Source organism: Mesorhizobium sp. 131-3-5, from assembly GCF_016756575.1.
Taxonomy (GTDB): Bacteria; Pseudomonadota; Alphaproteobacteria; order Rhizobiales; family Rhizobiaceae; genus Mesorhizobium; species Mesorhizobium jarvisii.
Genome location: NZ_AP023255.1, coordinates 21,555 through 44,815 on the forward strand (window position 1 = coordinate 21,555; position 23,261 = coordinate 44,815).

At 57.1% G+C, this 23,261-nt stretch carries 22 protein-coding genes and 2 pseudogenes; 6 read left to right on the forward strand and 18 right to left on the reverse strand.

The window, feature by feature from the left end; all coding sequences use genetic code 11:
* Positions 1-24: 24 nt before the first annotated feature.
* A complete protein-coding gene (locus JG747_RS32665) occupies positions 25-1,704 on the reverse strand; it encodes a ThiF family adenylyltransferase (RefSeq protein WP_199201399.1) in 1,680 nt (559 codons plus the stop codon).
* Positions 1,697-2,848, reverse strand: a complete 1,152-nt coding sequence (locus tag JG747_RS32670) for a CBASS cGAMP synthase (protein ID WP_136620901.1) — start codon at positions 2,846-2,848, stop codon at positions 1,697-1,699. The genes JG747_RS32665 and JG747_RS32670 overlap by 8 nt, the downstream gene beginning before the upstream one ends.
* 125 nt (positions 2,849-2,973) lie before the next feature.
* On the opposite strand from JG747_RS32670, the gene JG747_RS32675 reads away from it, so the two are divergent.
* Positions 2,974-3,984 carry a CBASS cGAMP-activated phospholipase gene (locus JG747_RS32675; protein WP_199201400.1) on the forward strand — a complete coding sequence of 337 codons (1,011 nt, stop codon included), beginning with the start codon at positions 2,974-2,976 and terminating at the stop codon, positions 3,982-3,984.
* Positions 3,985-4,148: 164 nt separating this feature from the next.
* Here JG747_RS32675 and JG747_RS32680 read toward each other — a convergent pair.
* A pseudogene (locus JG747_RS32680) lies at positions 4,149-4,409 on the reverse strand (transposase); the annotation flags it as partial.
* A gap of 75 nt (positions 4,410-4,484) precedes the next feature.
* Here JG747_RS32680 and JG747_RS32685 point away from each other — a divergent pair.
* Positions 4,485-5,510 (forward strand): IS110 family transposase, encoded by a 1,026-nt coding sequence (locus JG747_RS32685; protein ID WP_199201401.1) that lies wholly within the window; start codon positions 4,485-4,487, stop codon positions 5,508-5,510.
* A 252-nt stretch (positions 5,511-5,762) separates the two neighbouring features.
* Here the strand turns inward: JG747_RS32685 and JG747_RS32690 are convergent.
* The 15 genes and pseudogenes from JG747_RS32690 to ehuB all read right to left on the reverse strand — a co-directional run.
* Positions 5,763-6,459 (reverse strand): annotated as a pseudogene (locus JG747_RS32690) (IS630 family transposase); the annotation flags it as partial.
* A gap of 539 nt (positions 6,460-6,998) precedes the next feature.
* Positions 6,999-7,844, reverse strand: coding sequence for a sugar phosphate isomerase/epimerase family protein (locus JG747_RS32695; RefSeq protein ID WP_199201402.1), 846 nt, complete (start codon positions 7,842-7,844; stop codon positions 6,999-7,001).
* A gap of 7 nt (positions 7,845-7,851) precedes the next feature.
* Complete coding sequence (locus JG747_RS32700; RefSeq protein ID WP_199201403.1) at positions 7,852-8,979, reverse strand: S-(hydroxymethyl)glutathione dehydrogenase/class III alcohol dehydrogenase; 1,128 nt, start codon at positions 8,977-8,979, stop codon at positions 7,852-7,854.
* Positions 8,980-9,091: 112 nt separating this feature from the next.
* Complete coding sequence (locus JG747_RS32705; RefSeq protein ID WP_199201404.1) at positions 9,092-9,754, reverse strand: GntR family transcriptional regulator; 663 nt, start codon at positions 9,752-9,754, stop codon at positions 9,092-9,094.
* A gap of 55 nt (positions 9,755-9,809) precedes the next feature.
* Complete coding sequence (locus JG747_RS32710) at positions 9,810-11,087, reverse strand: NAD(P)/FAD-dependent oxidoreductase (protein WP_199201405.1); 1,278 nt, start codon at positions 11,085-11,087, stop codon at positions 9,810-9,812.
* Positions 11,084-11,248 carry a hypothetical protein gene (locus tag JG747_RS32715; protein ID WP_199201406.1) on the reverse strand — a complete coding sequence of 55 codons (165 nt, stop codon included), beginning with the start codon at positions 11,246-11,248 and terminating at the stop codon, positions 11,084-11,086. Before JG747_RS32715 ends, JG747_RS32710 begins: the two co-directional genes overlap by 4 nt.
* A 23-nt stretch (positions 11,249-11,271) precedes the next feature.
* Positions 11,272-11,592 (reverse strand): MocE family 2Fe-2S type ferredoxin, encoded by a 321-nt coding sequence (locus tag JG747_RS32720; RefSeq protein WP_199201407.1) that lies wholly within the window; start codon positions 11,590-11,592, stop codon positions 11,272-11,274.
* A gap of 125 nt (positions 11,593-11,717) precedes the next feature.
* Positions 11,718-12,731, reverse strand: coding sequence for a sterol desaturase family protein (locus JG747_RS32725; protein WP_199201408.1), 1,014 nt, complete (start codon positions 12,729-12,731; stop codon positions 11,718-11,720).
* Positions 12,732-13,287: 556 nt separating this feature from the next.
* A complete protein-coding gene (locus JG747_RS32730) occupies positions 13,288-14,067 on the reverse strand; it encodes an NAD(P)-binding domain-containing protein (RefSeq protein ID WP_199201409.1) in 780 nt (259 codons plus the stop codon).
* A 34-nt stretch (positions 14,068-14,101) separates the two neighbouring features.
* Positions 14,102-14,863, reverse strand: coding sequence for a GntR family transcriptional regulator (locus JG747_RS32735; protein WP_199201410.1), 762 nt, complete (start codon positions 14,861-14,863; stop codon positions 14,102-14,104).
* A gap of 44 nt (positions 14,864-14,907) precedes the next feature.
* Positions 14,908-15,726 carry an aspartate dehydrogenase gene (locus JG747_RS32740; protein WP_199201564.1) on the reverse strand — a complete coding sequence of 273 codons (819 nt, stop codon included), beginning with the start codon at positions 15,724-15,726 and terminating at the stop codon, positions 14,908-14,910.
* The gene (gene ehuA, locus JG747_RS32745; RefSeq protein ID WP_274609727.1) at positions 15,726-16,541 is read right to left on the reverse strand and encodes an ectoine/hydroxyectoine ABC transporter ATP-binding protein EhuA; all 816 of its coding nucleotides are present in this window, start codon (positions 16,539-16,541) and stop codon (positions 15,726-15,728) included. Before ehuA ends, JG747_RS32740 begins: the two co-directional genes overlap by 1 nt.
* Positions 16,541-17,206 (reverse strand): ectoine/hydroxyectoine ABC transporter permease subunit EhuD, encoded by a 666-nt coding sequence (gene ehuD, locus JG747_RS32750; protein ID WP_199201411.1) that lies wholly within the window; start codon positions 17,204-17,206, stop codon positions 16,541-16,543. Before ehuD ends, ehuA begins: the two co-directional genes overlap by 1 nt.
* Before the next feature lie 3 nt (positions 17,207-17,209).
* On the reverse strand, positions 17,210-17,875 hold the full coding sequence (ehuC, locus tag JG747_RS32755; protein WP_199201412.1) for an ectoine/hydroxyectoine ABC transporter permease subunit EhuC: 666 nt from the start codon (positions 17,873-17,875) through the stop codon (positions 17,210-17,212).
* Between the two features lie 60 nt (positions 17,876-17,935).
* Complete coding sequence (gene ehuB / locus JG747_RS32760) at positions 17,936-18,769, reverse strand: ectoine/hydroxyectoine ABC transporter substrate-binding protein EhuB (protein WP_199201566.1); 834 nt, start codon at positions 18,767-18,769, stop codon at positions 17,936-17,938.
* Positions 18,770-18,993: 224 nt separating this feature from the next.
* On the opposite strand from ehuB, the gene JG747_RS32765 reads away from it, so the two are divergent.
* The 4 genes from JG747_RS32765 (at position 18,994) to JG747_RS32780 (ending at position 23,258) form a co-directional block, all read left to right on the forward strand.
* Positions 18,994-20,151 carry a M24 family metallopeptidase gene (locus JG747_RS32765; RefSeq protein ID WP_199201413.1) on the forward strand — a complete coding sequence of 386 codons (1,158 nt, stop codon included), beginning with the start codon at positions 18,994-18,996 and terminating at the stop codon, positions 20,149-20,151.
* Positions 20,152-20,221: 70 nt separating this feature from the next.
* On the forward strand, positions 20,222-20,437 hold the full coding sequence (locus tag JG747_RS32770) for a hypothetical protein (protein WP_199201414.1): 216 nt from the start codon (positions 20,222-20,224) through the stop codon (positions 20,435-20,437).
* The gene (locus JG747_RS32775) at positions 20,430-21,836 is read left to right on the forward strand and encodes an amidase (protein ID WP_199201415.1); all 1,407 of its coding nucleotides are present in this window, start codon (positions 20,430-20,432) and stop codon (positions 21,834-21,836) included. Before JG747_RS32770 ends, JG747_RS32775 begins: the two co-directional genes overlap by 8 nt.
* A 183-nt stretch (positions 21,837-22,019) precedes the next feature.
* Positions 22,020-23,258 carry an FAD-dependent oxidoreductase gene (locus JG747_RS32780; RefSeq protein WP_199201416.1) on the forward strand — a complete coding sequence of 413 codons (1,239 nt, stop codon included), beginning with the start codon at positions 22,020-22,022 and terminating at the stop codon, positions 23,256-23,258.
* Positions 23,259-23,261 lie beyond the last annotated feature (3 nt).

Here is a 23,261-nt window from a genome sequence, read left to right on the forward strand (position 1 = left end):
AACGCTGTTGTGACCATCCGCGGATCACGAATGGTGCGCCCCGCAGGCCGGGCACTGGCCAAGCGGTCCTGGGGTCCCGCTCTTGGTGAGCCGTGCAAGACGTTCATCAAAAACCTGGGCCCGGAAATGGTGGAATGCGCCGCCATTCGACCAGTCGAGGATCATGTCGCATGCCATCGCAGCAGCCGTCACCGCCCGGGTCACAGGAAAGGGCGCGAAAGCGGTGTCGCCGCAACCCCGTACGTTAAGCAGTGCGACCTCCACGCCGGCTTTGAGTGTCGGGAACCGTTCCCCGCCGATCAGGTCTGTCTTCAAGCATTTGAAACACGCATGATCGGGTGAACCAGTAAGGATGGCCCGGGCTGCAGCCCCATTCCCGGCAAGCCACACGAACAGTACGGCCGGGGTATCAGGGCGGCCCTGGACCGCATGCGCGTTGAGCGCAATCGAAAACGCTTCCTCGCCGGTCGCGTCGATAACCAAGTCGTAGCTGTCACGGGTCAGGTCGTCCCATGTAAAGTCACGGTCACGCGCCGTCATGTCGAGTGGCGGCAGCTGGGTCTTGAGGAATTCCGCCACCCCAACCGCCTTGTTGCGGTCAATGAAAGGCACGCCGAGCACATGCCGGCCAAGATTAGCCGGGCTGAGCTTCTCGCTATCATAAAGGGTCAGGCCACCCTTTCCGGAGCCGCAACCACACTGCGCCAGCTGTTGGGCCAGAAACCCACCGATCGTGCCGCAACCGATGAGGGCGATGCGCGCATCGGAGAGGTTGTGGGCCCCACCCAGATTGCGACTGAAAACATGTGCGCGGTCAGCCAAGATACCGCTGGCCTGCTCAACTTCGACGTCCTTCGCGGCCTGCGCCAGGATGCGCGGCAGGGCGACGCGCCGGTTGTTCAGGAACTCCTTGGTGCGGAAACGTGTCGGCAGCGTCGCCCGATAATAGAAATGGCCGTTTTCGGCTGAGAGCACGACCGCGCGCAGCAAACCGCTGCCGGTCGTAAACAGGCGTTCGACCCTGCCGAGGGCTTCGGGCGCGGCGCCTTCAAGCCACTTGTTAAGCGCCAGCAACGAGGTCGGCGGCCACGGCAAGGCCGGGTCGACCGAAAGGGGACTGTCGATCCGGATCACCTCGACCCGTTCGCCATCGCTCTTGTCGACATGGCGCCTGCGGTCGCGCTCAACAAGCCACGATCGGTCGGTCGCGACGACCGGAACCGGATTACCATCGTCAACGAGGGTAATGTATTTGACAGTGGCCGGGCCCTCGTATCCGTCCGGTAGGTCGATATATGCGGCAACGGTGCCCCAGTAGGCTTGGAATTCATCGGCAAAATCGCCATCGGAGCGACCCCGGATGGCGTCACGCAACACGCGCTCGGCTTGGTCGAGGCACTGCAGGACCGTGCCGCCGGGATTGTAGCGGTCAAGGATGACAGCGCCACGGGCATAGTAGCACACTAGGTAATTGGGGCCGATGATATGCGGCAGCTTGCGCGCCGGTGCTTTCCACGAGGCATGCAACCGAATCGAAGGATAGGTGACGAAATCAAGGTCCGTGACCTCGATATCGACAGGGATATCGAGGCCACCGGTGTCCAAAATTCCGGAGTACACAGACCGTTCCGGCAGCTGCCAGTTCCGTTTGAACCCCCGCTGGGTCAGGGCATCATGAACCCTGACGAGGCGCAGGTCAGCCACTCGTCGAGCGTCCGACCACGGGAGCGGCAACTTCCTTGCGCGGCTGGGACAGAATCGTCACGGTTGCGGTTTCGGCGATGGTCACGAGGTCAGGACGGTCCGGCAGGCGTTCACCGAAGATGAACACCATGTTGGCGACCGCGTCTTTGGCAACCGTACTGGTCGTCACCGCATGGGACAGGCGTGTATGGAACTCTTCCGCCTTGGATACGGCAAGCTTGCGCTGCTCGGCTGCCATCCGATTGAGGTTCTCCGAAGACACGGCCGGATTGGCAATGTCCTGGTTCAGGAGGGTAGGCAGCCTCTTGACGACCAGCAGGAGAATTTCGTCCTCGCGGCTCGGCAGCAACTGGCGGGTCTTCTCCTCAAAGGCCATGAAGGCGCAGGCCATCAGGAGGATCGAGGAGACGCTGTCAAGGTGCGGCTGGTGGTGGTCGCGCCAGGCCTTCAGGTAACGGCAAACGCGACGCAGCACTTCGCCATACGTGTCCACCGCCTCAAGGAACCACGTGTGGATTTTGCGCGGATCCGAAACGATCCAGTCTTCCTCACGGTGGGCGAGCAAGACGGCATCTTCTGGCAGCGCGTCCCAACGGTCCGGCCGCTTCGCATCCTCGGATGCGAGAACATGCTTGTTGACGCGCTCCTGAAGCTGAACAAATTCCGCATCCGGAATTGCGTAGAGCGGAACATCGACGTGCGCCGACTTGGAAATGATCAGGCGCGCACAGGTCGGCTTCCTGACGAAACGCCAGCCGTCGTGCTGGGCGGTGAGTTCGATCAGCGCCTGGTCGACGAACTGAAAGAACGCATCGGCCGCCACGGAGGGCTTGGATCGACCGACTGGCCCCGGTCCCTTCACGAAGGACATGGGCAGGTAGCAACCGTCGTCCAAGTCCTTCTGCTGCGGCGGCGTCCAAGCCGGGTCGTTCAGCGTCTTATAGGCGTGGCTGCCCTGCGTGAAGAAGCGCGGCCTGATCGCCAAGCCGAATGCAGCAACGCCGCCTTTTTCGAAGGCGGCGCGCAGGTGGTCCCGGATCAGTTGCCGGGCCAGGCGCAAATCGTCGTCCTCGGCCTTGATGTTGGTGAGAAAATGCGGTGCCGACGCGGTACTGGAGTAGAGAAGCTTCGAAACATTGGCCATAGAATTACCCGTCCCTTGAAATCTAGCAATCGAATCGTCATGTGGGAATCAGGGTTCGATTCTACTAGGATTCGCGACAAGAACAAAATCGGAACCGTGTGGAAAACCTTGGAGGGCGGAAAACCTTGCCGTTTCATATCCTCAGCTTGAGTGGCGGCGGCTATCGCGGCCTTTTCACGGTTTCTGTACTCGAACGACTTGAGCAACGGCTTGGACGGCCGATCGGCGAGTGTTTCGACATGATCGCCGGCACGTCCATCGGCGGCATCATCGCAATCGGTCTTGGAATGGGAAAAACAGCCAAGGAGATCCTCGAAACGTTCGAAAGCGCGGGTTTGAAAATCTTCCCTTACCGCGCGCCTCCGCGGACGTTCCTTGGCGAGTATCGGGCCAAGTACGACATGTACAGCAGCGGGCCGAAGTATGATCCAGCCCCGCTGAAGGCGACCGTCGACAAGGTGGTTGGCGCCAATACCCTGCTTGGCGAAGCCAAAAACCGTCTGCTCATTCCGGCGGTGAACATGACCAAGGGCAGCGTCCAGATGTTCAAGACGCCGCATCACCCCAATTTCGTGATCGATCTGGTACGCAACGCAGCCGAAGTCGCCATGGCGACGTCGGCTGCTCCGTTTTACTTCCCGCTGGCGTCGATGGGTGATAGTTTCTACGTCGACGGTGGTCTTGTCGCCAACTCGCCCGACCTCTGCGCGGTCCACGAGGCGATCAATTTTTGCGGCCAGAAAGCCGAGGACCTTCGCGTGTTGAGCATCGGAACCACCACAACCGGGTTTTCGCTTCCAAAATCCCTCGGAAGGTCTCTGTCTGGCAAGGACTGGCTGACCAACGAACGGCTGATCTCCACGATCATCTCCTCGCAGCAGCAGATGGTTGATTTTATGCTACGGCATCAGCTGGGGGATCGCTATCTGCGCATCGACGCTCAGCCTTCGGCCGATCAGGCCGTTGACCTTGGCATGGACATCGCCACGCCTGACCGGCGGGCCACCCTCCTTGGCCTCGCCGAGGGCGAATATCAGAAGCATGCGGGCTCGTCCTTCATTGCCGCAGTGTTGGCTCATCGGCCCCCACCGATCGATTTCTCTTCGCAACTGGCCGCGGCGAAGCCTCGCGCCTAACTTTTCGCCAGCGCGCCAACGGCCGCGTGCGGTGCCTCTGCGGTTACACAACGGCAGCTATTTAATCGGCACTCGAGAGCCCCCGTCCGCTTCCGGCCCAGTTGCGGTCATTTCTGAACTCCCGCACTTTGGCTTTTCCAGCGCTAAACTGGTCTTAGAGCCTTTCACGTTTTGACGGAAGCGTAGCCTGCGTTTGCGAAGTAGTTCCTGCATTCGGCTGCCTCGATGGTTTCGACGAGGTGGCCGATGTGGCGCCAAGTTTCCTCGACGGTGCGTTTCTGAGCCTGGCGCATCCAGTGTTTGATCTTGGCGAAGGCCTGCTCGATCGGATTGAGGTCCGGAGAGTAGGGCGGCAGGTACCAAAGCCTGGCGCCGGCAGCCTTGATCATCTGCCTGATGGCCGCCGACTTATGGCTTCCCAGATTGATGGGGTGGACGCCCCCTCACGGCATCGCTGTGCCAAAGTGGTGTCGTTGATCATCACTTGAACGGAGGCGTCCATGTTGGAAGTTAGCACAATCGGGTTGGATCTGGCGAAGAACGTGTTCCAGATGCACGGCGCGGATGGATCGGGAGCCGTGGCCTTCCGCAAGAAACTGCGTCGTGACCAGGTGCTCAAGTTTCTTGCCGCGCAGCCTGCTTGCACGGTGGCCATGGAGGCCTGCGCCGGCGGTCATTATTGGGCGCGGGAGATTGCGAAGCTTGGGCACGATGCCCGGCTAATCGCTCCGGGATATGTGAAGCCTTTCGTGAAGCGGCAGAAGAACGATGCCGCTGACGCTGAGGCGATCTGCGAAGCAGCCCAGAGGCCGACCATGCGGTTCGTGGCGGTGAAGAGCGAAGAGCAGCAAGCTGCGGCAATGGTGTTCCGCGTTCGCGATCTTATGGTTCGTCAGCGGACCCAGACCATCAATGCGATACGGGGCCATCTTGCCGAATTCGGACTCGTGGCTGCACAGGGTCTCTTCCATGCCGCCAAGCTTGTCACGGCGATTGAGGACAAAGGTACCGCCATCCCCGAAGCTGCCCGTCCGATCCTGTCTCTGCTCGTTGCACAGTTGCGGTCGCTGGATGAGAGAGTGGCCGTGCTCGACCGCGAGATCGCCCGGCGTGCCAAGGAGGATGCAGAAGCCAGGCGATTGATGACCATTCCCGGCATAGGGCCGATCACCGCGACGGCACTTGCTGCTCTGGCTCCATCGGCGACAACCTTCAAGAGGGGGCGAGACTTCGCGGCCTGGCTCGGCCTCACGCCGCTGCAACGCTCCACGGGCGGAAAGCAGAAGCTCGGCGAGACGTCTCGGATGGGCGAGCGAACGCTACGCCGGCTGCTGATCATAGGGGCCAGCGCGGCCGTACGCTGGGCAATGCGGAAGGGGAAATCTGCGGACCCATGGCTCATGCGCATCTTGGGCCGCAAGCCGCCCATGTTGGTGATCGTCGCGCTTGCCAACAAGACTGCACGCATCGTCTGGGCACTGATGGCGAAAGGCGGAACTTATCGGGCTCCAGCCGTGGCGGGTTAGATCCGCTCGGCCAGAAGGCCTCGAAAGTGTGAGAAGGTCAAACGGAGAGTATGGCGCAACGGTCAACGAGACGGGATCGGGAAAACCAGATCATGGATACGCGCCTTGAGCGCGCCAGATTGAATTGGACCCGCTCCGCGAACTCCCATACAGGCCCGCGGCATGTGACAGCCGCAACAGAGGCCGGACACATGTCAGCACCCGACCACGCTCCGTGCTCTTCGAAAGATTCTTCTTGCACCAACGGGGGCGTCCACACATGTCCATGACGACGATGTCGCCTGGCTTCAGAACGGTGACAAGCTGCTGCTCGACATAGGCGCGGAAGCATTGGCCGTTGATCGGTCCGTCGAAGACGCAAGGGGCCGCGAGCCGATCCCAGCGCAGCGCGCCGAGGAAGGTCAGCGTACGCCAATGGCCGTGCGGCGCCAGGCCGCGCAGCCGCTTGCCCTTCGGCCCCCAACCCCGCAACGGAGCCATGTTGGTCTTGATCCAGGTCTCATCGATGAAGACCAGGCACTGCGGATCGAGGCCGGTCTGCCAGGATCGCCATCGCTGACGCCTACGGGCAATATCAGCGCGGGCTTGTTCGAGGGCGAACAGCGTTTTTTTTGAAGCTCAGGCCCTCGCGGCGCAAGAACAGCCACACTGCGTTGTGCGAGACTTTAACCCCGCGCGCGGCCAACTCATCCTTCAGACCGTGTAGTGTCAGATGCGGTGTCTCACGGACACGCGCCTCGATGAAGGCACGGTGCGGCTCCAGTACTCTCTTGCGATGTCCACCCATCTTGCCCGGCGCCACCGAGCCGGTCGTCCCATGGCGCTGCAACAGCTTCACCGCGGCCGAAATCGAAATGCCGAACCGTTTCGCAGCAGACCGCCGGCTCTCGCCGCTCAAAACCGCAGCCACAACCCGCTCGCGAAGATCATTGGAAAGAGGTCGGGTCATCAGATGCTGGCCTCCACTCCAGCCAGCATCTTGAATCACAAATCCGACAAATCGGGAATCCCCTTCGATTCCATCAAGCCGTGAACCGCTCTAGGCGATGAATGGAAACGGCCAGATGTTCCCGGTCTGTGCTCGAAAAGCCGCATAAAAGGCAGTCTGGAATAATTGCCGAAATTATCTGTCGTCGGTGAGGCTCCGACTCCAGAATTATCTGTCGTCCTGACTGTTAAGTGGCTCATATCCCACCGCTTTCGCCAGAAGAGGTTCCCAATGCCCTTCGGTCAACAGGTTACCAATGTGCCCCAACGACAATTAATTCCGAACTGGCGCTAAGGAGCTGGTCTTCACTAAGCTTATTGCGGCCCTGATTGGGAACCTAAGGTCCCACAACACGCGGATTGGTAACCCACCTGAACAGGTTTGGTAACCCTTGTCGAGTGAGTGCCGCTCGCACTTCTCGGCGGATTCGTTTCAGTTCTAAGCTCGGCTTAATTTCGGACAACGACAGATACTTCTGGACGGCACATCGACGTGCGGGCTTATATGCCCGTTTGTGCTGACGCAGCCCAAATTCCCGTCACAAGGTCCCGCATCAGCAGTGCTTCAGCCCAACGGTCCGTCGAGTCATTGGCAGCACTCGTTGTGATTGCGTAAGGGCGCGGCCCAAGCTCACAAGTAAAGCTTAGTTGGGCGTCAAAACCCGCGCGGCGGCGCCAACTTTCGAACCCATAGCGCCACCAGCCAGCGAATAAATTCACCCACATCTGATGATGGGGAAATGAGATCTCGATCTGGACCTGTTCGCGCGATGCAACGCGACCGTGAAATGCCCAGGATGAATCTAAAATTCTTTCGATGAGCCGATGGTTTTCGTCGCTCACTGGCCAAGCAAATTCGCGACCTACAAGAAAATGCGACAAGTCCGCAAGCAGTGGCATGGTTGGCACGGCTTCCAGCAGATCGAGTGTGAAGAAGAGGTCCGTCGTGAGCCGATTGCGGTGCGTCTCAAAATAAACCGGGAGGCCAGCGCCGTCGCCGATCTTCATCCACCGCTCAATAAGTTCGATCCCGTCGATCAGTCGACGCAGTCTTACGTCGGGTTGCACATTGAAATGCAGAGCACCAAGCTCACCAGCAAAATCGATTTGCCGCCGCAAATCATCATCGCTCGCAGGGAGCCCGCACGCTTCGACAAGCAGGTCGGTTCCGCCGAGGGCCTGTTTGATTGCCTGAGTCTGCTCCCTGCTGCTGACGAAAATGCTTACGCCATCAAAGGCCGCTTCTGCAATCATTCGGAGGTTTTCGTCTAGAGTTCGCTCGAACCCATCGGGTTCGCGTCGTTCCATTGCCCAGATGGATTGAAGTACCTTGAGTTCCTGCATCACACTTTCCTTAGTAAACGACGACACTCCTGATCGACTTGTCCTCATGCATGAGATCAAAGCCCTTGTTGATGTCCTCGAGCTTCAGCGTGTGGGTGATCATCGGATCGATCTGGATCTTGCCGTCCATGTACCAGTCGACGATCTTCGGCACGTCGGTGCGGCCGCGCGCGCCGCCGAAGGCTGTGCCCATCCAGATGCGGCCGGTGACGAGCTGGAATGGCCTGGTCGAAATCTCCTGGCCAGCACCCGCAACGCCGATGACGACCGACTTGCCCCAGCCGCGGTGCGAGGCTTCCAGCGCCTGGCGCATCACCTTGGTGCTGCCGGTGCAGTCGAATGTGTAGTCAGCGCCACCGATCTGGTCTGCGCCGCGCTTGGTCATGTTGACGAGGTGGGGGACGATGTCGCCATCGATCTCCTTCGGATTGACGAAATGCGTCATGCCGAAGCGCTCGCCCCAGGCTTTCTTGTCGTTGTTGAGATCGACACCGATGATCATGTCGGCGCCGGCCAGCTTCAGGCCCTGGATGACGTTCAAGCCGATGCCGCCGAGGCCGAAGACGACGGCGGTTGCGCCTTGCTCGACCTTGGCCGTGTTGATGACGGCGCCGATGCCGGTGGTGACGCCGCAGCCGATGTAGCAGATCTTGTCGAAGGGAGCGTCCGGATTGACCTTGGCGACCGCGATCTCGGGCAGCACGGTGAAGTTCGAGAAGGTCGAGCAGCCCATATAGTGGAAGATCTTGTCCTTGCCGACCGAGAAGCGCGACGAGCCGTCCGGCATCAGGCCCTGGCCCTGGGTGGCGCGGATCGCGGTGCAGAGGTTGGTCTTGCGCGACAGGCAGGACGGGCACTGGCGGCATTCCGGCGTGTAAAGCGGAATGACATGGTCGCCCTTCTTGACCGAGGTGACGCCCTTGCCGACATCGACGACGACACCTGCGCCCTCATGGCCGAGGATCGCGGGAAAGAGGCCTTCGGGATCGGCGCCCGACAGAGTGAACTCGTCGGTGTGGCAGATACCGGTCGCCTTGATCTCGACCAGCACCTCGCCCTGGCGCGGACCGTCGAGTTGCACAGTCATGATCTCAAGCGGTTTTCCGGCCTGAACAGCAACAGCGGCGCGTACGTCCATATACAAATTCCCCCCGGTATGGTGCTTGCGAGAAAAATTCAGCCGTAGCCGTTGTGCGTTCTGCCCGCCACAATGGGCGGATCGCTGGCATCAGAGTCTGGCAGAAGCGGTGCTACGCTTGCTGCTTCGATGAGATCCGCTTCCAGGAAAACTTTATGTAGTTTCGTTTGATGTAACCGATTGCCTCGATGTCATTCTCTCGCATTGCTGTGAGCAGATCAGTCATCTCTAGCTGTAGCAATCGAACCGCATCTGGCCATATGTCGCGGGACATTTCATACCAGGCTCGGGCCGCCCTAAAGTAGAGATTATGCCACACGTCAAGGAACACTTTATTCAGCAAGAGATCGCTAATCGCGAAGTGGAGAATGTGGTTGATTTGCCAATGCTCACCGACATCGAATTTCTCTGCCAAATTGTCCGACCGGTTAAGCAAAGTCTCTAACACAGCCACATCCGCTATCGTCGCATCACGTGCTCCAATTCGCCCAAAAAGCTGCGCCATTTCAATCCTGAGGTCAAACACCTCACGCAACTGGACGGGGTCAAAAGGTGTCACGAAAGTACCAATGCCGTTTCTCACCTCCACGAGTCCTTCAATCGACAGGCGCTGGAAAGCTTCACGCACTGGTGTCCGACTGACGTGGAATTCAACGGCGATATCATTCTCGCGAAGCATTGCTCCGGGAGCGTACTCAAGAAGGCAAATGCGATCTCTCAACAGGTCGTGGATCTCGATCGCACCCACCTTCTTTGATTCCTCTTCTACGCTCATTCTCAGCAACTCCAATTGTCACTTACTCCGCTTTTCCGAAGATGTCGGTATCAGATCAACTTGCATGGGTCATTGCTGTAGGGCGGTCGCCTTCTATGCTAATCGCCAAGGATTTGATGGCGATTGCCGGATTTGCAAGCGCGTCGGCATCTGGGCGAATACGCCTCCCAATCATCGTCTCGGCGATGCGTATATCCTTACTTATGGTGGCAAGACTGCCAAATCCGCAGGCCGCCACTAACCGTCCGTCTGGGGCCAAGTAAAATGAGATCTGCCCCTTGTCGCCAAGATCCCTCTTGATAGCGGCATCAGAATTACTATAAATTCCAGCAATCTGGAGCGTCTCGTCGTACTGGTCTGACCAGAACCACGGGACACTCTCATACGCAGAGCCCGACCCCAACATGTTGGCCGCTGCCACCGCGCCTTGTTGCCAGGCATTCCGCCACACCTCTAGCCGCACTCGTTCGCCGTAAAGATGATGCACGAAAGAACAACAGTCGCCGGCCGTGAAAATGTCAGGATCGGAGGTAGCAAGCGTGTTGCTCGCCGCAATCCCTTTTTCGATCGCTAGCCCGGCCGCCTGTGCAAGCTCTACGTTTGGGACCGCACCGACTCCGACCAGCACTAGATCGGCAAGGAATGTGCGGCCGTCAGCCAATGATACCAGAGATTGTTCTTCGGCGGCCTTGATACCAGCAACCGTAGCATCCAGTTCAATGCGTACGCCGGCGTCCAGGTGCTTTGCTTTAATCCGCTCAGCGATGCTGGCGGGTACTGCTCTCATGAGCAGCCGTGGGCCGGCCTCAAGCACCGTCACAGAGGCGCCCCTGGATACTGCACTTGCAGCAACTTCAAGCCCGATGAAACCGCCACCGATCACTACGACACAACATCCTGGCCTGAGGGTCTGTCGAATAGCTACAGCGTCGGCGTAGGTGCGAAGTGTAGCCATGCGACATTCTGGGTCGACTGGAACATTTAGCATTCGCGGGCGGGCGCCGGTTGCCAAGAGCAAACGCTCGTAAGATAAGAGCTCGCCTCCTTCAAGCGACACTGTATGTGTCGCCCGATTGATCGATAGGACGTTGACCCCTGCAAGGTATTCGATTGCCAATTCTCTCAACCGCTGGGCAGTGATAAGGAACTTCGGTCCGCTATCTTCGCCCTCGGTCAAAAGGCCTTTTGATAGTGGCGGCCGTTCATAAGGTAGCGTAGCTTCACTGCCGATCAGAATGACCCGTCCGGGCCACCCGCCCTGCCTTAAGGCAACAGCCGCAGCCGTTCCGGCCTCGCCGGCACCGACAATTACCATAGCACGTTCTTGTTTCATGCTGGCAGTCCAACAATGTTGCCGCGCCAAACAGCCAATCGTTGTTCAGCAATCTCCGATCCGACAGCTTGCGCTTCATTATTTTCTTCGTCCGACGATTTAACAGAATACCCGATTTCGCTCGCAAAGCGTGCCGTTGCGGCCAGGTATCCATGCGACATCTTACTTCTCCCAATAGGTCCATTTAGATCTTGATGAACACAACGTTGGAATCCACCTTGATCTCGTATCGTCGTAGATCGACGCAAGCGGGCAAAGCTCGGGCCTCGCCAGTTCGGTAGTCGAACGTCCCAAAATGCTTGGGACATTCGATGATTTTACCGTCGACTATGCCGTCTGCGAGATGAACCTTTTCATGGGTACAATGCCCGTCAATCGCGAAGAAGTTGCCCTCTAGAGACCGGATGATCGCAAACGAGCGCCCTCCATGGTCGAACCGCACTGCTTCCTCGGGCGCTAACGCATCCGAGGTGCACACCTCAACCCACTCTCCTATTTTAGTCATGTTCTTTCCTCTCGAACCTAGCTGGCAATGCAAACACGGCCACCGATGATGTAGAACCGCCGTGCCAAGCTGCAGAACAGCGCTAATCGGGCATCCAAATTTGGAGAATTGCAGGCTGGGAGAACCTATACCTTGGACCCGCTGCGGCTGAAGTTCTTGGCTTTCGTTCGTTTATACATCGCCTCGTCGGCCTCCTGCGAGCCATCGTGCGCCGTTCCGAACCACTCATCGAAAGGAATTAATGTGTCGCCGTAGTTTACCTCAAAATACCTGTGATGCAGGTAGTGGTAGTACCCATCGGAATCGAGATGGTTACCGCCTTCGGAAACGACCTTGTCGAAGCCCAGATGGCCCAACGCCGGGATTAGCGCCTGGATCATGAGGCAGAACATCACGTTCATCGGATGAGAGGGCACGAGGAAAAAGAACAGCACCCCCGAGAAATACAGGATGTGCTCAAACGTATGCATCGACAAGCCCGACCATGGCCCTGGATTAACGTTATTGTGATGCACCTTGTGGATGACGTGGTAGAGAGGCCCAATGTGGATCAAACGGTGGACCATATAGAACTGCAGCTTCAACCAGGCCGGAGTTATAAAGAGTAGACCGATAAAGTAGATTGAGTGCTGCGTTATGTCCACTTGCATGGTGTAACCATTCGAATACATCCACCACGCGAGCACCTCGTACGCCGTCCAGACAGGCACACCACTACACATGGTCCAAAATACATTTTCGGCGGTCTGGCTCCGGAACAGAAATACCGAATTGTCGGTGTCGGGCCACTTCGAATTGTATTTGAAGTTTGTGTCCTGGCGACGCTGAATGTAGAGCAGCGTGTGCAGTCCACCATATACAAGAAGGGCCAGCGCGGCGTTGCGCAGGAGAATGGCCGCCACCCAGCCGATGCTGAACTCTCGCATCGTATCCGTTGTGGGCGTCAGATAAACCCACGCGACAACGGATATGCCGATCAGGAGCGCGTTCCAGGGCCAAAGATATCCAGGAAACCCGAACATCCATACGAGAAACTTTCTCGGTTGGGCCGGCCATACAAACAAGGGCTCGCGCGCGGGTCGCTTATGAGGTGACCACTGCCCGCGCTTGTCACGACTTCCATACAGCCTGTCGTCCATGCGGTTCTCCGTTGGCGAACTCTGCGCCACCTAACTCGAAGATAATGATGTATACAGCAGTACGACGGTTTCGGCGCGATGTCAAGGTTTTTTCACATATTTACGGGCTTCCCGGTCATTTCGCCGACGTCTAGACGTATGCTGTGTATAGCTTGGATGCAGGACCTGTTGCTAAGGGCAGGGGTTCCCAGCGGCCAGCTGTGCAGCCCGCAAAATTCCCTGAGCGCAAGATGGCACGTCTAATGCCTTACGGTAGCGCCTTGGGCCGCGCTACCGGACAAACCAATTTGTGGCGTTGCCAAGGCGGTTACGCCGGCGAAACTTGAGTATCCGCGAAACGGGATGGGAAGGACCCGGGATCCTCGTCCCGAGTTGACTATCGACTTAAATGAGCGGTTCTCAAATCTCTGGTAAGTTGCCTGAGCCAGCCCAATCTACGATAATCCTCGTCGGACAATTAGCTCAGCTCCGCCAGATTTGCTTCGTTCGGCAGGAATGCACTGCAGAGACCGCGGGAGACGGCTCCATTCTTGTGTCTCCGCTGTCGATCACGTGACTAGGTCAACAAGTTCCGCCTTCGGAAGACGATATCGAGAGCCTCTAACCAAGGCAGAGCGGCTTGCCTTTCGGCGAGGTGCTCCAGCCCCACTTTTGTGTAGGTACCTTCCGTTGCGATCCCGTCAGAAACGACCTCAAGTGGGACATCCTGCCGCGCCAGCGCGTAGCCAGTCGCTCCCGCAACATTCCCTGCAACAATTAGCCGGGCATGGGCCGGCGTGAGCCCGCGCTGCAAGAACCAACCTTCAAGCGTGGCTAGGAAACGGTACATCCACCCAGCGAGGCAGGCACCGAACATCGCAAGTTCGAATTGATCTTCGGTATCGAACGTCACGACCTTACCTGCACAATTCAACACCGCGTCGAGGCCGTGAGACGCAGGAAATACCGGAATAATGCCATCGTTAATCGTATCAATGTAGCTCGACGGCATGATGCGCACCACCGATATGCCTTTGCCCGTTGCCGCCCGTAATTCTGCGACGGTGACGCCGGCGACGGCCGAAATTAATACCTGCTCTGGACGCATAGCCAGATTGGGCAACGCATTGGCAAGCTGTTCGGGCCGCACGGCCAAAAGGATCCAGTCGGCCTCGGCGAGCATGCTCGCATCATCCGCGGCTACCGTGCAGTCGTGGGTAGTGGCAAGCCGCTCCGCCTTGACTCGGCTATAGGGCGAGAGAAGAATTCGACCGCCAAACCCACCCCTTCGCAGGGCGGCGATTAAGTAGGAGGAGAAGTCGCCGGTTCCAATAAACCCAATTGTCGGCATGTTCATAGGTTGACTCCAATATCGAATGCCGCCCTAGCTTTCAAAATTCCGACCGGATTGCGCTAGCTGCCTCCATGGCGTCGAGCCTGGATAACACCATCGCCAGATGTGACTTGTGAACCGTCGCAACCAGACGTACATCCCGAAGCTCCAGGCTTCTTCGTATCACGCGCAGCTCATCGATAAGGTCTTCTACCTGCTGCCGAAAATCCATTTTCTCAAGAAGCAGGAACCAAAATCTAGCTGACTGAAAGAAAAGGATATCGTTGAAGTCCCTCAGAGGGCCATTGCTACTCAAACCATGCAGAACTTTATGCAGTCGGATAATGATTTCGGCAAATTGCCTTTTATCCTTCACATCCAACAGTTGTCGACAGGTTTGCTCCAGGTCGTGGATTTCGCGGAGTGTGTCGTCAGTCACGGGAAGGGGGGAGGACTCGGCCATAGCGTCCATCAATCGCATCCGAACGATGTATATATCTCGCATCGAGCTCAGATCGATCGATGTGACTTCGGTGCCGTTGCCGTGCTGGCTTATGATTAGCCCGTCGTACTCGAGGCGCTGCAGGACCGTGCGAAGGGGAGTTCGACTGACACCGAATTCCGATGCAAGTTCCCTCTCGTTGAGTCGGCTACCTGGCTGGTAGTCAAGGAGGCATATTCGCCGCCGTAACTCGAGGTATATTTCCTGTTTGCTCATTTTTCCGGCGGGTTGCCTCTCTCCGTCCATAACCCCGTCTTTGTCTTCAGGAGCAGTGAAGGTGGTTTCGTTCGTAGATACCAGGGAGCTGTGGCGTGTCATCGCTAGCTTTCTCTAGGCTGCAGCAGGGTATGAACGGCATCGAGTCACGTTCCAACGCGCAAAATGGAATTCATTTGACGTAAGTACGCGATTACGCTCTGCGCGGTAATACGCCCTGTGGCCGGGTTCTCGTCGCTTGGGCGGTTCTGTATCGACATCGAAAAGTTAGAACTGTCGGATTCCACATCCACGTTGTGGGTATTGAACATTAGACCTGGATCTGCCCAAATTTCCATCTGCGTGCGGTCCGGTCCGAGACCCGCCAGACTTAGAGCTGCAGCGACATTCACGTTTGCGGGGAATTCCTTCGCCACGTCGCTAACGCTGCCTCTTAGAACACAAACCGCTTCAACAAGACTTTCCAAGTTCAATCCGTTGCGAACAACATAAGGTGCGGCTGCAAGGCTCCTTGGCGGTTTGTGGGTTCGAATCTTCACCTTGCGGATCTCGCCGACGGCCGCGGCTTTGATGGCGTCGAGCCCAAGCATGGCACCGGATGGGACCACAATTCGTCCTCCCATGCGGCGCGCCAACTCCACTAAATCTTCTCGACCGAGTAGCTGGCTCGCAGACATAGCTATGAGGATCTTGCCGGCGCTCAGGACAGGCAGCGCGATAGCGTCGAACATCTGTGGCGGGAGACCCTCCAAAACTGTATCACACTCTCTAGCCAAATCTTCAAACGAGAGGCAGGAAACACGATTGTTTAAAGTGGCATTGAACTCTGCGGCCCGATTTTGGCTCCGGGCCGAGATAGCCACCAATTCGCACCCAACTATTTCCCCCCGATCCAATGCGTGTGCCACGGACGAGCCTATGGCGCCAATCCCAGCTATTCCAATTCTGACAGGAGTCCCGACCATCAATCTGCCGCTTTGACTGCGCTCAAAAATTGTTGCGTTCGTTTGCTTTTGGGATTGGAAAACAGTTCAGCAGGACTGCCTTGTTCTTCAATCTTTCCACCATAGAAAAAGCAGACGCGATCGGAAATATCACGAGCAAAACCCATTTGATGGGTCACCATAAGCATCGTCAGCCTGTGCTTGAACACCAAATCCTTAATCACATTCGTGACTTCGCCGATTACCTCGGGATCAAGGGCAGAGGTAACTTCGTCAAACAACATAACCTTCGGCCTCATCGCCAGGGCGCGCGCAATCGCTACGCGCTGTTGTTGGCCACCCGAAAGCCGGGAGGGATGTTGGTCCTTCTTGTCGATCATGCCAACCATCAGGAGAAGCTCTTCGGCACGTTCTCGAGCCTCGCGGCGCGAGAGACCCAAGACTAAGGCCGGCCCCTCCATACAGTTCTGTAGCGCCGTCATGTGGGGAAACAAGTTGAAATGCTGGAAGCACATTCCTATCGAGGAGCGTGCTTTTCGTAGGTACTTTGCATCTGCCCGCACCAGTACGCCGTTTTTTGGCATGTGGGTGAGGGGTTTGCCATCCACATAGATGACGCCGCCGTTGATGGTTTCGAGGGTCATCAGCATGCGCAGCACCGTCGTTTTGCCGGATCCCGATGGGCCAATGATGCTCACCATCTCACTTGGTGCGATGTCCAAGTTCAGGTTGTCCAGAACGATTAGGTCACCATAGCTTTTACGGACCTTCATGAACCGTACCATCGGTATGTCTGGACCGACGAGCTCGAGGGGATATGACGAGAGATCTTCCATCATTGCATTCCTAACTTACGGCGAACGGTCGCTTCAAACCAACGGATGGCGCGCGCGGCGGTCAGTGAGATAACTAAGAAAATAACGCCCACCATCGTGTAAGGCTCAAGGTAGCGATAGTTTTGCCCGCCTACAGCGTTTGCGGCCTGCATCAATTCGGCGACACCAATTACAGACAGGATCGGGGTATCTTTAAAAATGCTGACCAGGTAGTTTCCCATCCCAGCAATTGATGGTGGGAGAGCCTGCGGCAAAACAATACGCCGATAGGTCTGCATCGTCGTTAGATTGATGGCGATGCATGCTTCCCATTGCCCCTTCGGGACCGACTCAATGCCACCCCGATAAACTTCAGAGAGATAGGCGGCATAGTGCAGGCCGATAGCGATCATGCCTGCCACCCAAGGGCTCAGGTAGAGCCCGTATTCCGGCCCAACATAATACACGAAGAAGATTTGCAGTACGAGGGGAGTTGATCGTATGAACTCGACAATTTCCCGAGTAATATACGTCAGAATACGCAACGGTGTTCGCTGAGCAAGTGCGAACAAGAGACCAATGACAGCGGCAATGGCGTATCCCATGCCAGCAGCCAAAAGAGTATTGCCCGTAGCCCAAAGCATCTTAGGCAAGATTTCGGCTGTGAATGCGAAGTCCCACTGCATCTCTTAAGCCCTTCCTATCCGCCGAGCCATGATGCGTTCGGTCCAGCGCATGCAAGGCGTGATGAGAAAGCGAGAGAAAATGTAGTAGATGATCAGGGCTGTTCCAAAAGTCCACGTAGAGAGATAGGTTGTATTGTTCAGCTGGCGCGCCTCAAACATAAGATCTGGAACTGCTATCAGCGCCACCAGCGCGGTGCTTTTGAGCAGCTCGATCACCAGGTTTCCCCAAGCCGGCAGCATGGTGACAAAGGCCTGCGGGATGATAATCCGTCGCATGCGTTGGGCTGCCGACATCGACAATGCGTAAGATGCCTCCCACTGGCCGCGGGGAACTGACTGTATGGCGCCCCGAACCAACTCAGCGCCGTAGGCGCCGAGGTTCAGGCCAACTGCCAGAAATCCGGTAAGAAAATTGTCCAACGTGATGCCAAACAGGGGCAACACGTAAAACAACCAAAAAAGCTGGACCAGCAGTGAGGTGCCGCGAAAAAACTCGACGTAGCCTACCGCGGCTCTCCTCAGAACCGGGTTTGAAGATAGCATCATCAGGCCGAAGAGATTGGCCACGAATACGGCCAGCCCCAAGGAGCAAAAGAATTGGATGGCGGTCACGAGCGCGCCGTCTACAAACCGGCTGCCATAATCCGCAAGGAACGAGGTGTATGTCATAGGAGCTCGCTTCGGCAATGCTGACGAGCTGCCTCACGCAGCTCGTCAGCCAACTCATTGTTACCGATTGGCGCAGACCCATTCGGTTTTTGCATCGCCCGGAAGCTGAGCTTTTGTGTATTGAAACTTCCCGACTGCCTCAAGCATTTCCGGCGAACCGAGGTACTTTGCCTGGGCCTCGTTGTACGCCTTCAGAAAGTCCTTGTCCTCAGGCTTGAATGCAATCGCTACCCAATTATTCGTCCAATCAGGTAGAGCGGCCGGGTCAGTCACTTCGATTTCGTCAGATGCGCTAGCGGCCAGATTTTTGGCATCGAAATAGTTACTAGCCCCGGCGTCCGCTCGCCCCGCGCGAACGGCAGCCAGCAGTTCAGTGGGGCCTGGCACCTGCATAATCTTGCTTTCAGGGACTCCTTCCTTAAGTGCCTCGTCAACATTGACGTAGCCGGAGACAGTCACCATCGTCGCGTCCTTCTCCTTAATGTCCTTATAGTTCTGAATTCCCTTCGGGTTGCCTTTTTTGACAATAAACGCGTTGCCGAATTTCCCCATTGGTTCGGCAAAAGCGACGTTCTTGCAACGCTTGCCAGTGATGTACATTCCGCCGGTGATAATGTCGAAGCGCCCTGCCTGAAGCCCCGGTATCAAGCCACCCCAATCGGTCACGACTGGCTCGATATTAGTGTACCCCATAGACTTTAGGACGCCGACCGCCAGTGCGTTCGCGAATCCCAGCGGTTCGTTTTTATCCCCCGGATAAGCCCAAGGGATTTCATGAGCGAAGCCAATGCGTATTGGTTTTCCCGCTTTAGCGCTGTCCGTCAGCCCGTCAGCGTGAGCGACGCCGATAAATAGAGCAGCAGTCGCGGCGATTGCAGCCAAGATAGCTTTCATTTTCATCCGTTCCCTCTGTTTTTGGGTTATGCAAAATTGCCCCAAAGGTATACCACTGCGCCGGAGAAGTCGCAAGGGGATGATCCTACCCATCGAAATTTTCCGCAAAATCGGGCAACTGCGTCGACTTTGGAAAATTGCCCTTGTCATTTTTCGCGAGTGAAGGTACTAGAGGTATACCTCTTTCCGATGTTGAAAACTGGATACAGCACCCGAGGGCGTCCATGACCTACCTTTCACCCTTTCCAAAAGATGAGCTTGATCGTCGCATATCGAACGCGCGTAAGGCGCTCACAGAGAACAACCTTGATGGCATCTTGATTGCCGTTCCTGAGAACATTTATTATCTCACCGGGCTTGATCACTGGGGATTCTTCGCGGCGCATGTGCTCGTTCTGAATCAAAGCGGAGAAATGGGCCTCTGCTGCCGCGCAATGGAGCAGATAACGGTAGAGAACCAGGTCCGAAACGCGCGGTTCTACGGGCACAAGGATCACGAAGAGCTTTCAGACTACGTCCATCAGGCCATGAAAGACCTGGGTCTGTCGGGTGGCCGCGTCGGGATCGAAAAGCGTAGCCTTTTCCTTACAGCGCGACACGCTGAGCGCATTCAAGACGACCGTTCCGGCGTAAGTTGGGTGGACGCTTCCGGGATTCTTGACGACCTACGTCTTGTGAAGTCCCCGCTTGAAATGGAATACACACGGAAAGCGGCCCACGCCGTGGATCTAGGTACATTGGCCGCGGTCGACGCGGTGCGCGACGGCGCAACCGACTACGAAGTTTCCGCGGCTTATCACAGCAAGATGATCTTAGAGGGAAGCGAGTATCCCGGTTTTGGCCCATTCATTCGTCCGACCAGTCGCCTAGGTGAAGAACATACCACCTGGCGTGGCGAGGTGTTCCGAAACGGCGATGCAGTTTTCCTTGAAACCTGCGCTTCATATCGCAAGTACCAATCTCCGATGGGCCGGCTTGTCTACGTCGGCAGCGTGCCGAAGGGTGTCGAGGAGTCTGCCGAGCTTGCAATTCGCGGCATGAAGGCAATTTGCGAAGCCCTTCGTCCGGGCGCAGATGCAGGTGATGCCTATGAAGCCTGGCACGAAGTGGCAGCGAGCGCGGGCCTCGTCGACTATCACCGTCATCACTGCGGCTACCTCGTTGGGATTGGCTTTCCTCCGAGCTGGACAGGCGGCTCCATGGTCACCAGCCTTTTCCCGAAGTCGACCCGTAAGATAGAAGTCGGCATGGTCGTCCATGCACATTCCTGGTTCACCAACACAAAAGTCGCGGACTATTTCATTTCCAACACCGTGATGGTGACCGAGAACGGTGGGGAGATCCTCACAAACAAAACACCCGAAACTCTGATCGTTCGCTGATTACCTTGGGCCGTCGCTGGCGACCCTGGTTGGGCAGAACGTTCTTCGCGATCGTTGTTCGAGGATTGTCATGCAGAAACTCACAAAAGCTACGCTAACCGGCATATGCACCCAGATGGCATCGCATTGTTGGTCAGACGACGAAATAAACGAGCTGGTCGATCCCCAGCTGGGTGTCATTACCGGGTTTCAAGATCTGTTGAATGAGCTTGAACAGCTGAGGAAAATCGACCTGGGCACCACGCCACCGGCTATGAGCGTCCAAGGTGCAGATAGGCATGAGTAACTATATCGCATTTCAAAGCGTCAGGAAGCTGAGGTCGATGCTTCAGCGCGGGGAGGTAACCCCAGTCGAGCTTGTGGATACATTTGCCGAGAGGATCGAACGACACAATCCACAATCAAAGGCGTTCATCACGACGACGATTGATACTGCGCGCGAACAGGCGTCGCGGCTGACGCGTGGTGATTTGAACGGCTCCTCGTTCGCTGGAATTCCGTATGCCTCCAAGGACTTGTTCGACGTTCAGGGTGTTCGAACGTCCGCCGGGTCGCGGGTTTTCCACGACAGGATTGCCAAAAAGGATGCGTTTGCAATCGCCAAGCTGCGGGCAGCCCAGGCAGTTAGTCTTGGCAAGACGAACCTGCATGAATTCGCATACGGCGCAACGGGCGAAAACGAGGTTTATGGGACGGCCGTCAACGCTTACGATCCGACGCGTCTTGCGGGTGGCTCGTCGAGCGGCTCAGCGGCCGCGGTGGCTTTTGGTCTCGTACCGGCAGCACTTGGAACGGACACCGGTGGCTCCGTCCGAGCGCCCGCTGCGTTGAACGGGCTTGTCGGCTTTAAGCCTACGATCGGGCGGGTCCCCACTTCGGGAGTGGTGCCGTATTGCTGGACGCTGGATCACGTCGGGTTGATGACGCGCACGATTGCGGACTGCGCCGATCTGCTGAGCATCGTGTCGGGCTACGATCCCAGCGATCCCGCTTCAGTCAATCGGCCCGTTGAAAATTACTCTGAAGCGCTTGATCAGGACGTCTCAGGATTGCGCGTCGGTATTCCGAGCAACTTCTACTACGAGCGTGCGGACGACGAAATCCTGGAGGCTCTTGAACGTGTGAAAGAGTTTCTTGTCGCAAACGGCGCAAAGCTAGTGCCGGTGACATTTCCGGATATGGAACATAGCCGTACAGTCTCGCTCACCGTGCAGATGCCTGAAGCGCTCAGCGCGCATTCGGCTTATTTGCAGGAGCGCGGCGACCTTTATTCCGCGGATTTCCGCGCTGGTTTGGCGTTGGGGCAGTGCATTCTGGCGGAGCACTATGTCAAAGCGAAGCGGTTCATCGAGATCTACCGGCAGCAGACGAATAGGCTTTTTGACCAAGTCGATCTGATCCTCACCCCGGCGACGCCCGAAATCGCCCAGAAAGTGGGCACCGTCAAGGTGACACGAAACGGGGTCAACGAAGCGATTGGCAACGCGATCACCCGGTTCACGACATTCTTCAATATGACCGGTCACCCGGCGCTGACGATGCCATGCGCGATGCATACGCAGGGTCTCCCGATCGCACTGCAATTGGTGGGCCGGTATTTTGACGAGATGACTGTCTTGCGTGCCGCACACGCAATTGAGCGAAGCGACCAGTTCTCAATTCCGCTACCGAAAGTAGACGCGTGAGATGGCACATACGTCCCCAAGATATGCCTTCTCACGACGTTTTGCCGAACCTGGAAGGGCAGCGCGGATGCGTATCGCATCGCGTGTGATTGGACCCCGCTTTGACCAAACGACGGTTATTGGCATCGCTCCTGCAAGCGAGCAACGCGTCCATATCCCGGCCGCGCTCCTAGAGGGAGAAATATGGTGTTTGCGCTTCTAAAGTACGGCTTTTCAAGACGTTATCCCGAACGCGACGAGATACCGCGCACTCCGGATCTGCAATCCCACTACGACGTCGTCATCATCGGCGGCGGTGGTCACGGAGCCTCATTGGCTTACCACCTGGCGAAGCACCATGGGATCACCAACGTCGCGATTCTGGAGAAGGGCTATCTTGGAGGCGGGAACACCGCGCGCAACACCACGGTGATCCGCTCGAACTACACGGATCAACGCTCGATACGGTTCTATGCGAAGGCCCTGAGACTTTATGAATCCTTGGCCAATGAGCTCGATTACAACATGATGTATTCCCGCCGGGGACAGCTCACGTTGTCGCACTCGGACGGCGTTTCGCGATCGCTTCGCCTGCGCGCCGACGCCGGCGTCTTTTGTGGTGAGGCTAACGAGATTGTTGATCGCCAGCAAATCAAGAGCTTGGTGCCTTCGCTCAATCTCGATATCAAGGGCATGCCGATCCTTTGCGGTCTTTGGCACCCAAGCGCAGCCATCGCGCGTCACGACGCAGTCGTATGGGGATATGCTATCCGCGCGTGTGAGCGTGGGGTCGAGCTTCATCAAAGGACGGAAGTCCTGGGGATGGAAGTCGCCGGGAATAGAGTCACACGCCTGCGCACAAATCGCGGCCATGTTTCAGCCGGGACCGTGGTGCAGTGCGTCGCCGGTTACTCCTCAGTCGTAGCAAAGATGGCCGGTTTGAAGCTGCCGATCCGCAGCTATCCACTTCAGGCAATGGTGACGCATCCTGTCAAACCCTTCCTGGATCCGATGGTGTCGTCAACCGCTCTGCATTGCTACGTTTCGCAATCGGCGAGAGGCGAACTCGTCATCGGAGGCGGCTCGGACCCATACGAGCTCTACAACACTCGCTCGACCCTGGAGCTCAAGGAAGGTCTTGCTGCTTCGGCGTTGGAGATGTTCCCGTTCATTGGAGAACTCAAGATCTTGCGCCAGTGGGCCGGGATCACCGATATGACACCGGACTACAGCCCGATCATGGGTCAGGGTCCGCTCTCGAACTATTGGCTGGACGCAGGTTGGGGCACCTGGGGCTTCAAGGCGACCCCGGCCAGTGGATTATTCTTGGCGAAGGCCATTTCGGAAAACCGCATTCCAGACGAGATCAGGCCATTTCAGTTAAGCCGGTTCCACAGTTTCGATCTGGTCAATGAGATGGGCGCCACCGCTGCAAGCCATTGAGGA

Coding starts and splice junctions, on each gene's coding strand:
- JG747_RS32670 (WP_136620901.1), bottom strand. CDS start 2,848: ATGGCCAATGTTTCGAAGCTTCTCTACTCCAGTACCGCGTCGGCACCG.
- JG747_RS32685 (WP_199201401.1), top strand. CDS start 4,485: ATGTTGGAAGTTAGCACAATCGGGTTGGATCTGGCGAAGAACGTGTTC.
- JG747_RS32700 (WP_199201403.1), bottom strand. CDS start 8,979: ATGGACGTACGCGCCGCTGTTGCTGTTCAGGCCGGAAAACCGCTTGAG.
- JG747_RS32705 (WP_199201404.1), bottom strand. CDS start 9,754: ATGAGCGTAGAAGAGGAATCAAAGAAGGTGGGTGCGATCGAGATCCAC.
- JG747_RS32710 (WP_199201405.1), bottom strand. CDS start 11,087: ATGAAACAAGAACGTGCTATGGTAATTGTCGGTGCCGGCGAGGCCGGA.
- JG747_RS32715 (WP_199201406.1), bottom strand. CDS start 11,248: ATGTCGCATGGATACCTGGCCGCAACGGCACGCTTTGCGAGCGAAATC.
- JG747_RS32720 (WP_199201407.1), bottom strand. CDS start 11,592: ATGACTAAAATAGGAGAGTGGGTTGAGGTGTGCACCTCGGATGCGTTA.
- JG747_RS32725 (WP_199201408.1), bottom strand. CDS start 12,731: ATGGACGACAGGCTGTATGGAAGTCGTGACAAGCGCGGGCAGTGGTCA.
- JG747_RS32730 (WP_199201409.1), bottom strand. CDS start 14,067: ATGAACATGCCGACAATTGGGTTTATTGGAACCGGCGACTTCTCCTCC.
- JG747_RS32735 (WP_199201410.1), bottom strand. CDS start 14,863: ATGACACGCCACAGCTCCCTGGTATCTACGAACGAAACCACCTTCACT.
- JG747_RS32740 (WP_199201564.1), bottom strand. CDS start 15,726: ATGGTCGGGACTCCTGTCAGAATTGGAATAGCTGGGATTGGCGCCATA.
- ehuA (WP_274609727.1), bottom strand. CDS start 16,541: ATGGAAGATCTCTCGTCATATCCCCTCGAGCTCGTCGGTCCAGACATA.
- ehuD (WP_199201411.1), bottom strand. CDS start 17,206: ATGCAGTGGGACTTCGCATTCACAGCCGAAATCTTGCCTAAGATGCTT.
- ehuC (WP_199201412.1), bottom strand. CDS start 17,875: ATGACATACACCTCGTTCCTTGCGGATTATGGCAGCCGGTTTGTAGAC.
- ehuB (WP_199201566.1), bottom strand. CDS start 18,769: ATGAAAGCTATCTTGGCTGCAATCGCCGCGACTGCTGCTCTATTTATC.
- JG747_RS32765 (WP_199201413.1), top strand. CDS start 18,994: ATGACCTACCTTTCACCCTTTCCAAAAGATGAGCTTGATCGTCGCATA.
- JG747_RS32770 (WP_199201414.1), top strand. CDS start 20,222: ATGCAGAAACTCACAAAAGCTACGCTAACCGGCATATGCACCCAGATG.
- JG747_RS32775 (WP_199201415.1), top strand. CDS start 20,430: ATGAGTAACTATATCGCATTTCAAAGCGTCAGGAAGCTGAGGTCGATG.
- JG747_RS32780 (WP_199201416.1), top strand. CDS start 22,020: ATGGTGTTTGCGCTTCTAAAGTACGGCTTTTCAAGACGTTATCCCGAA.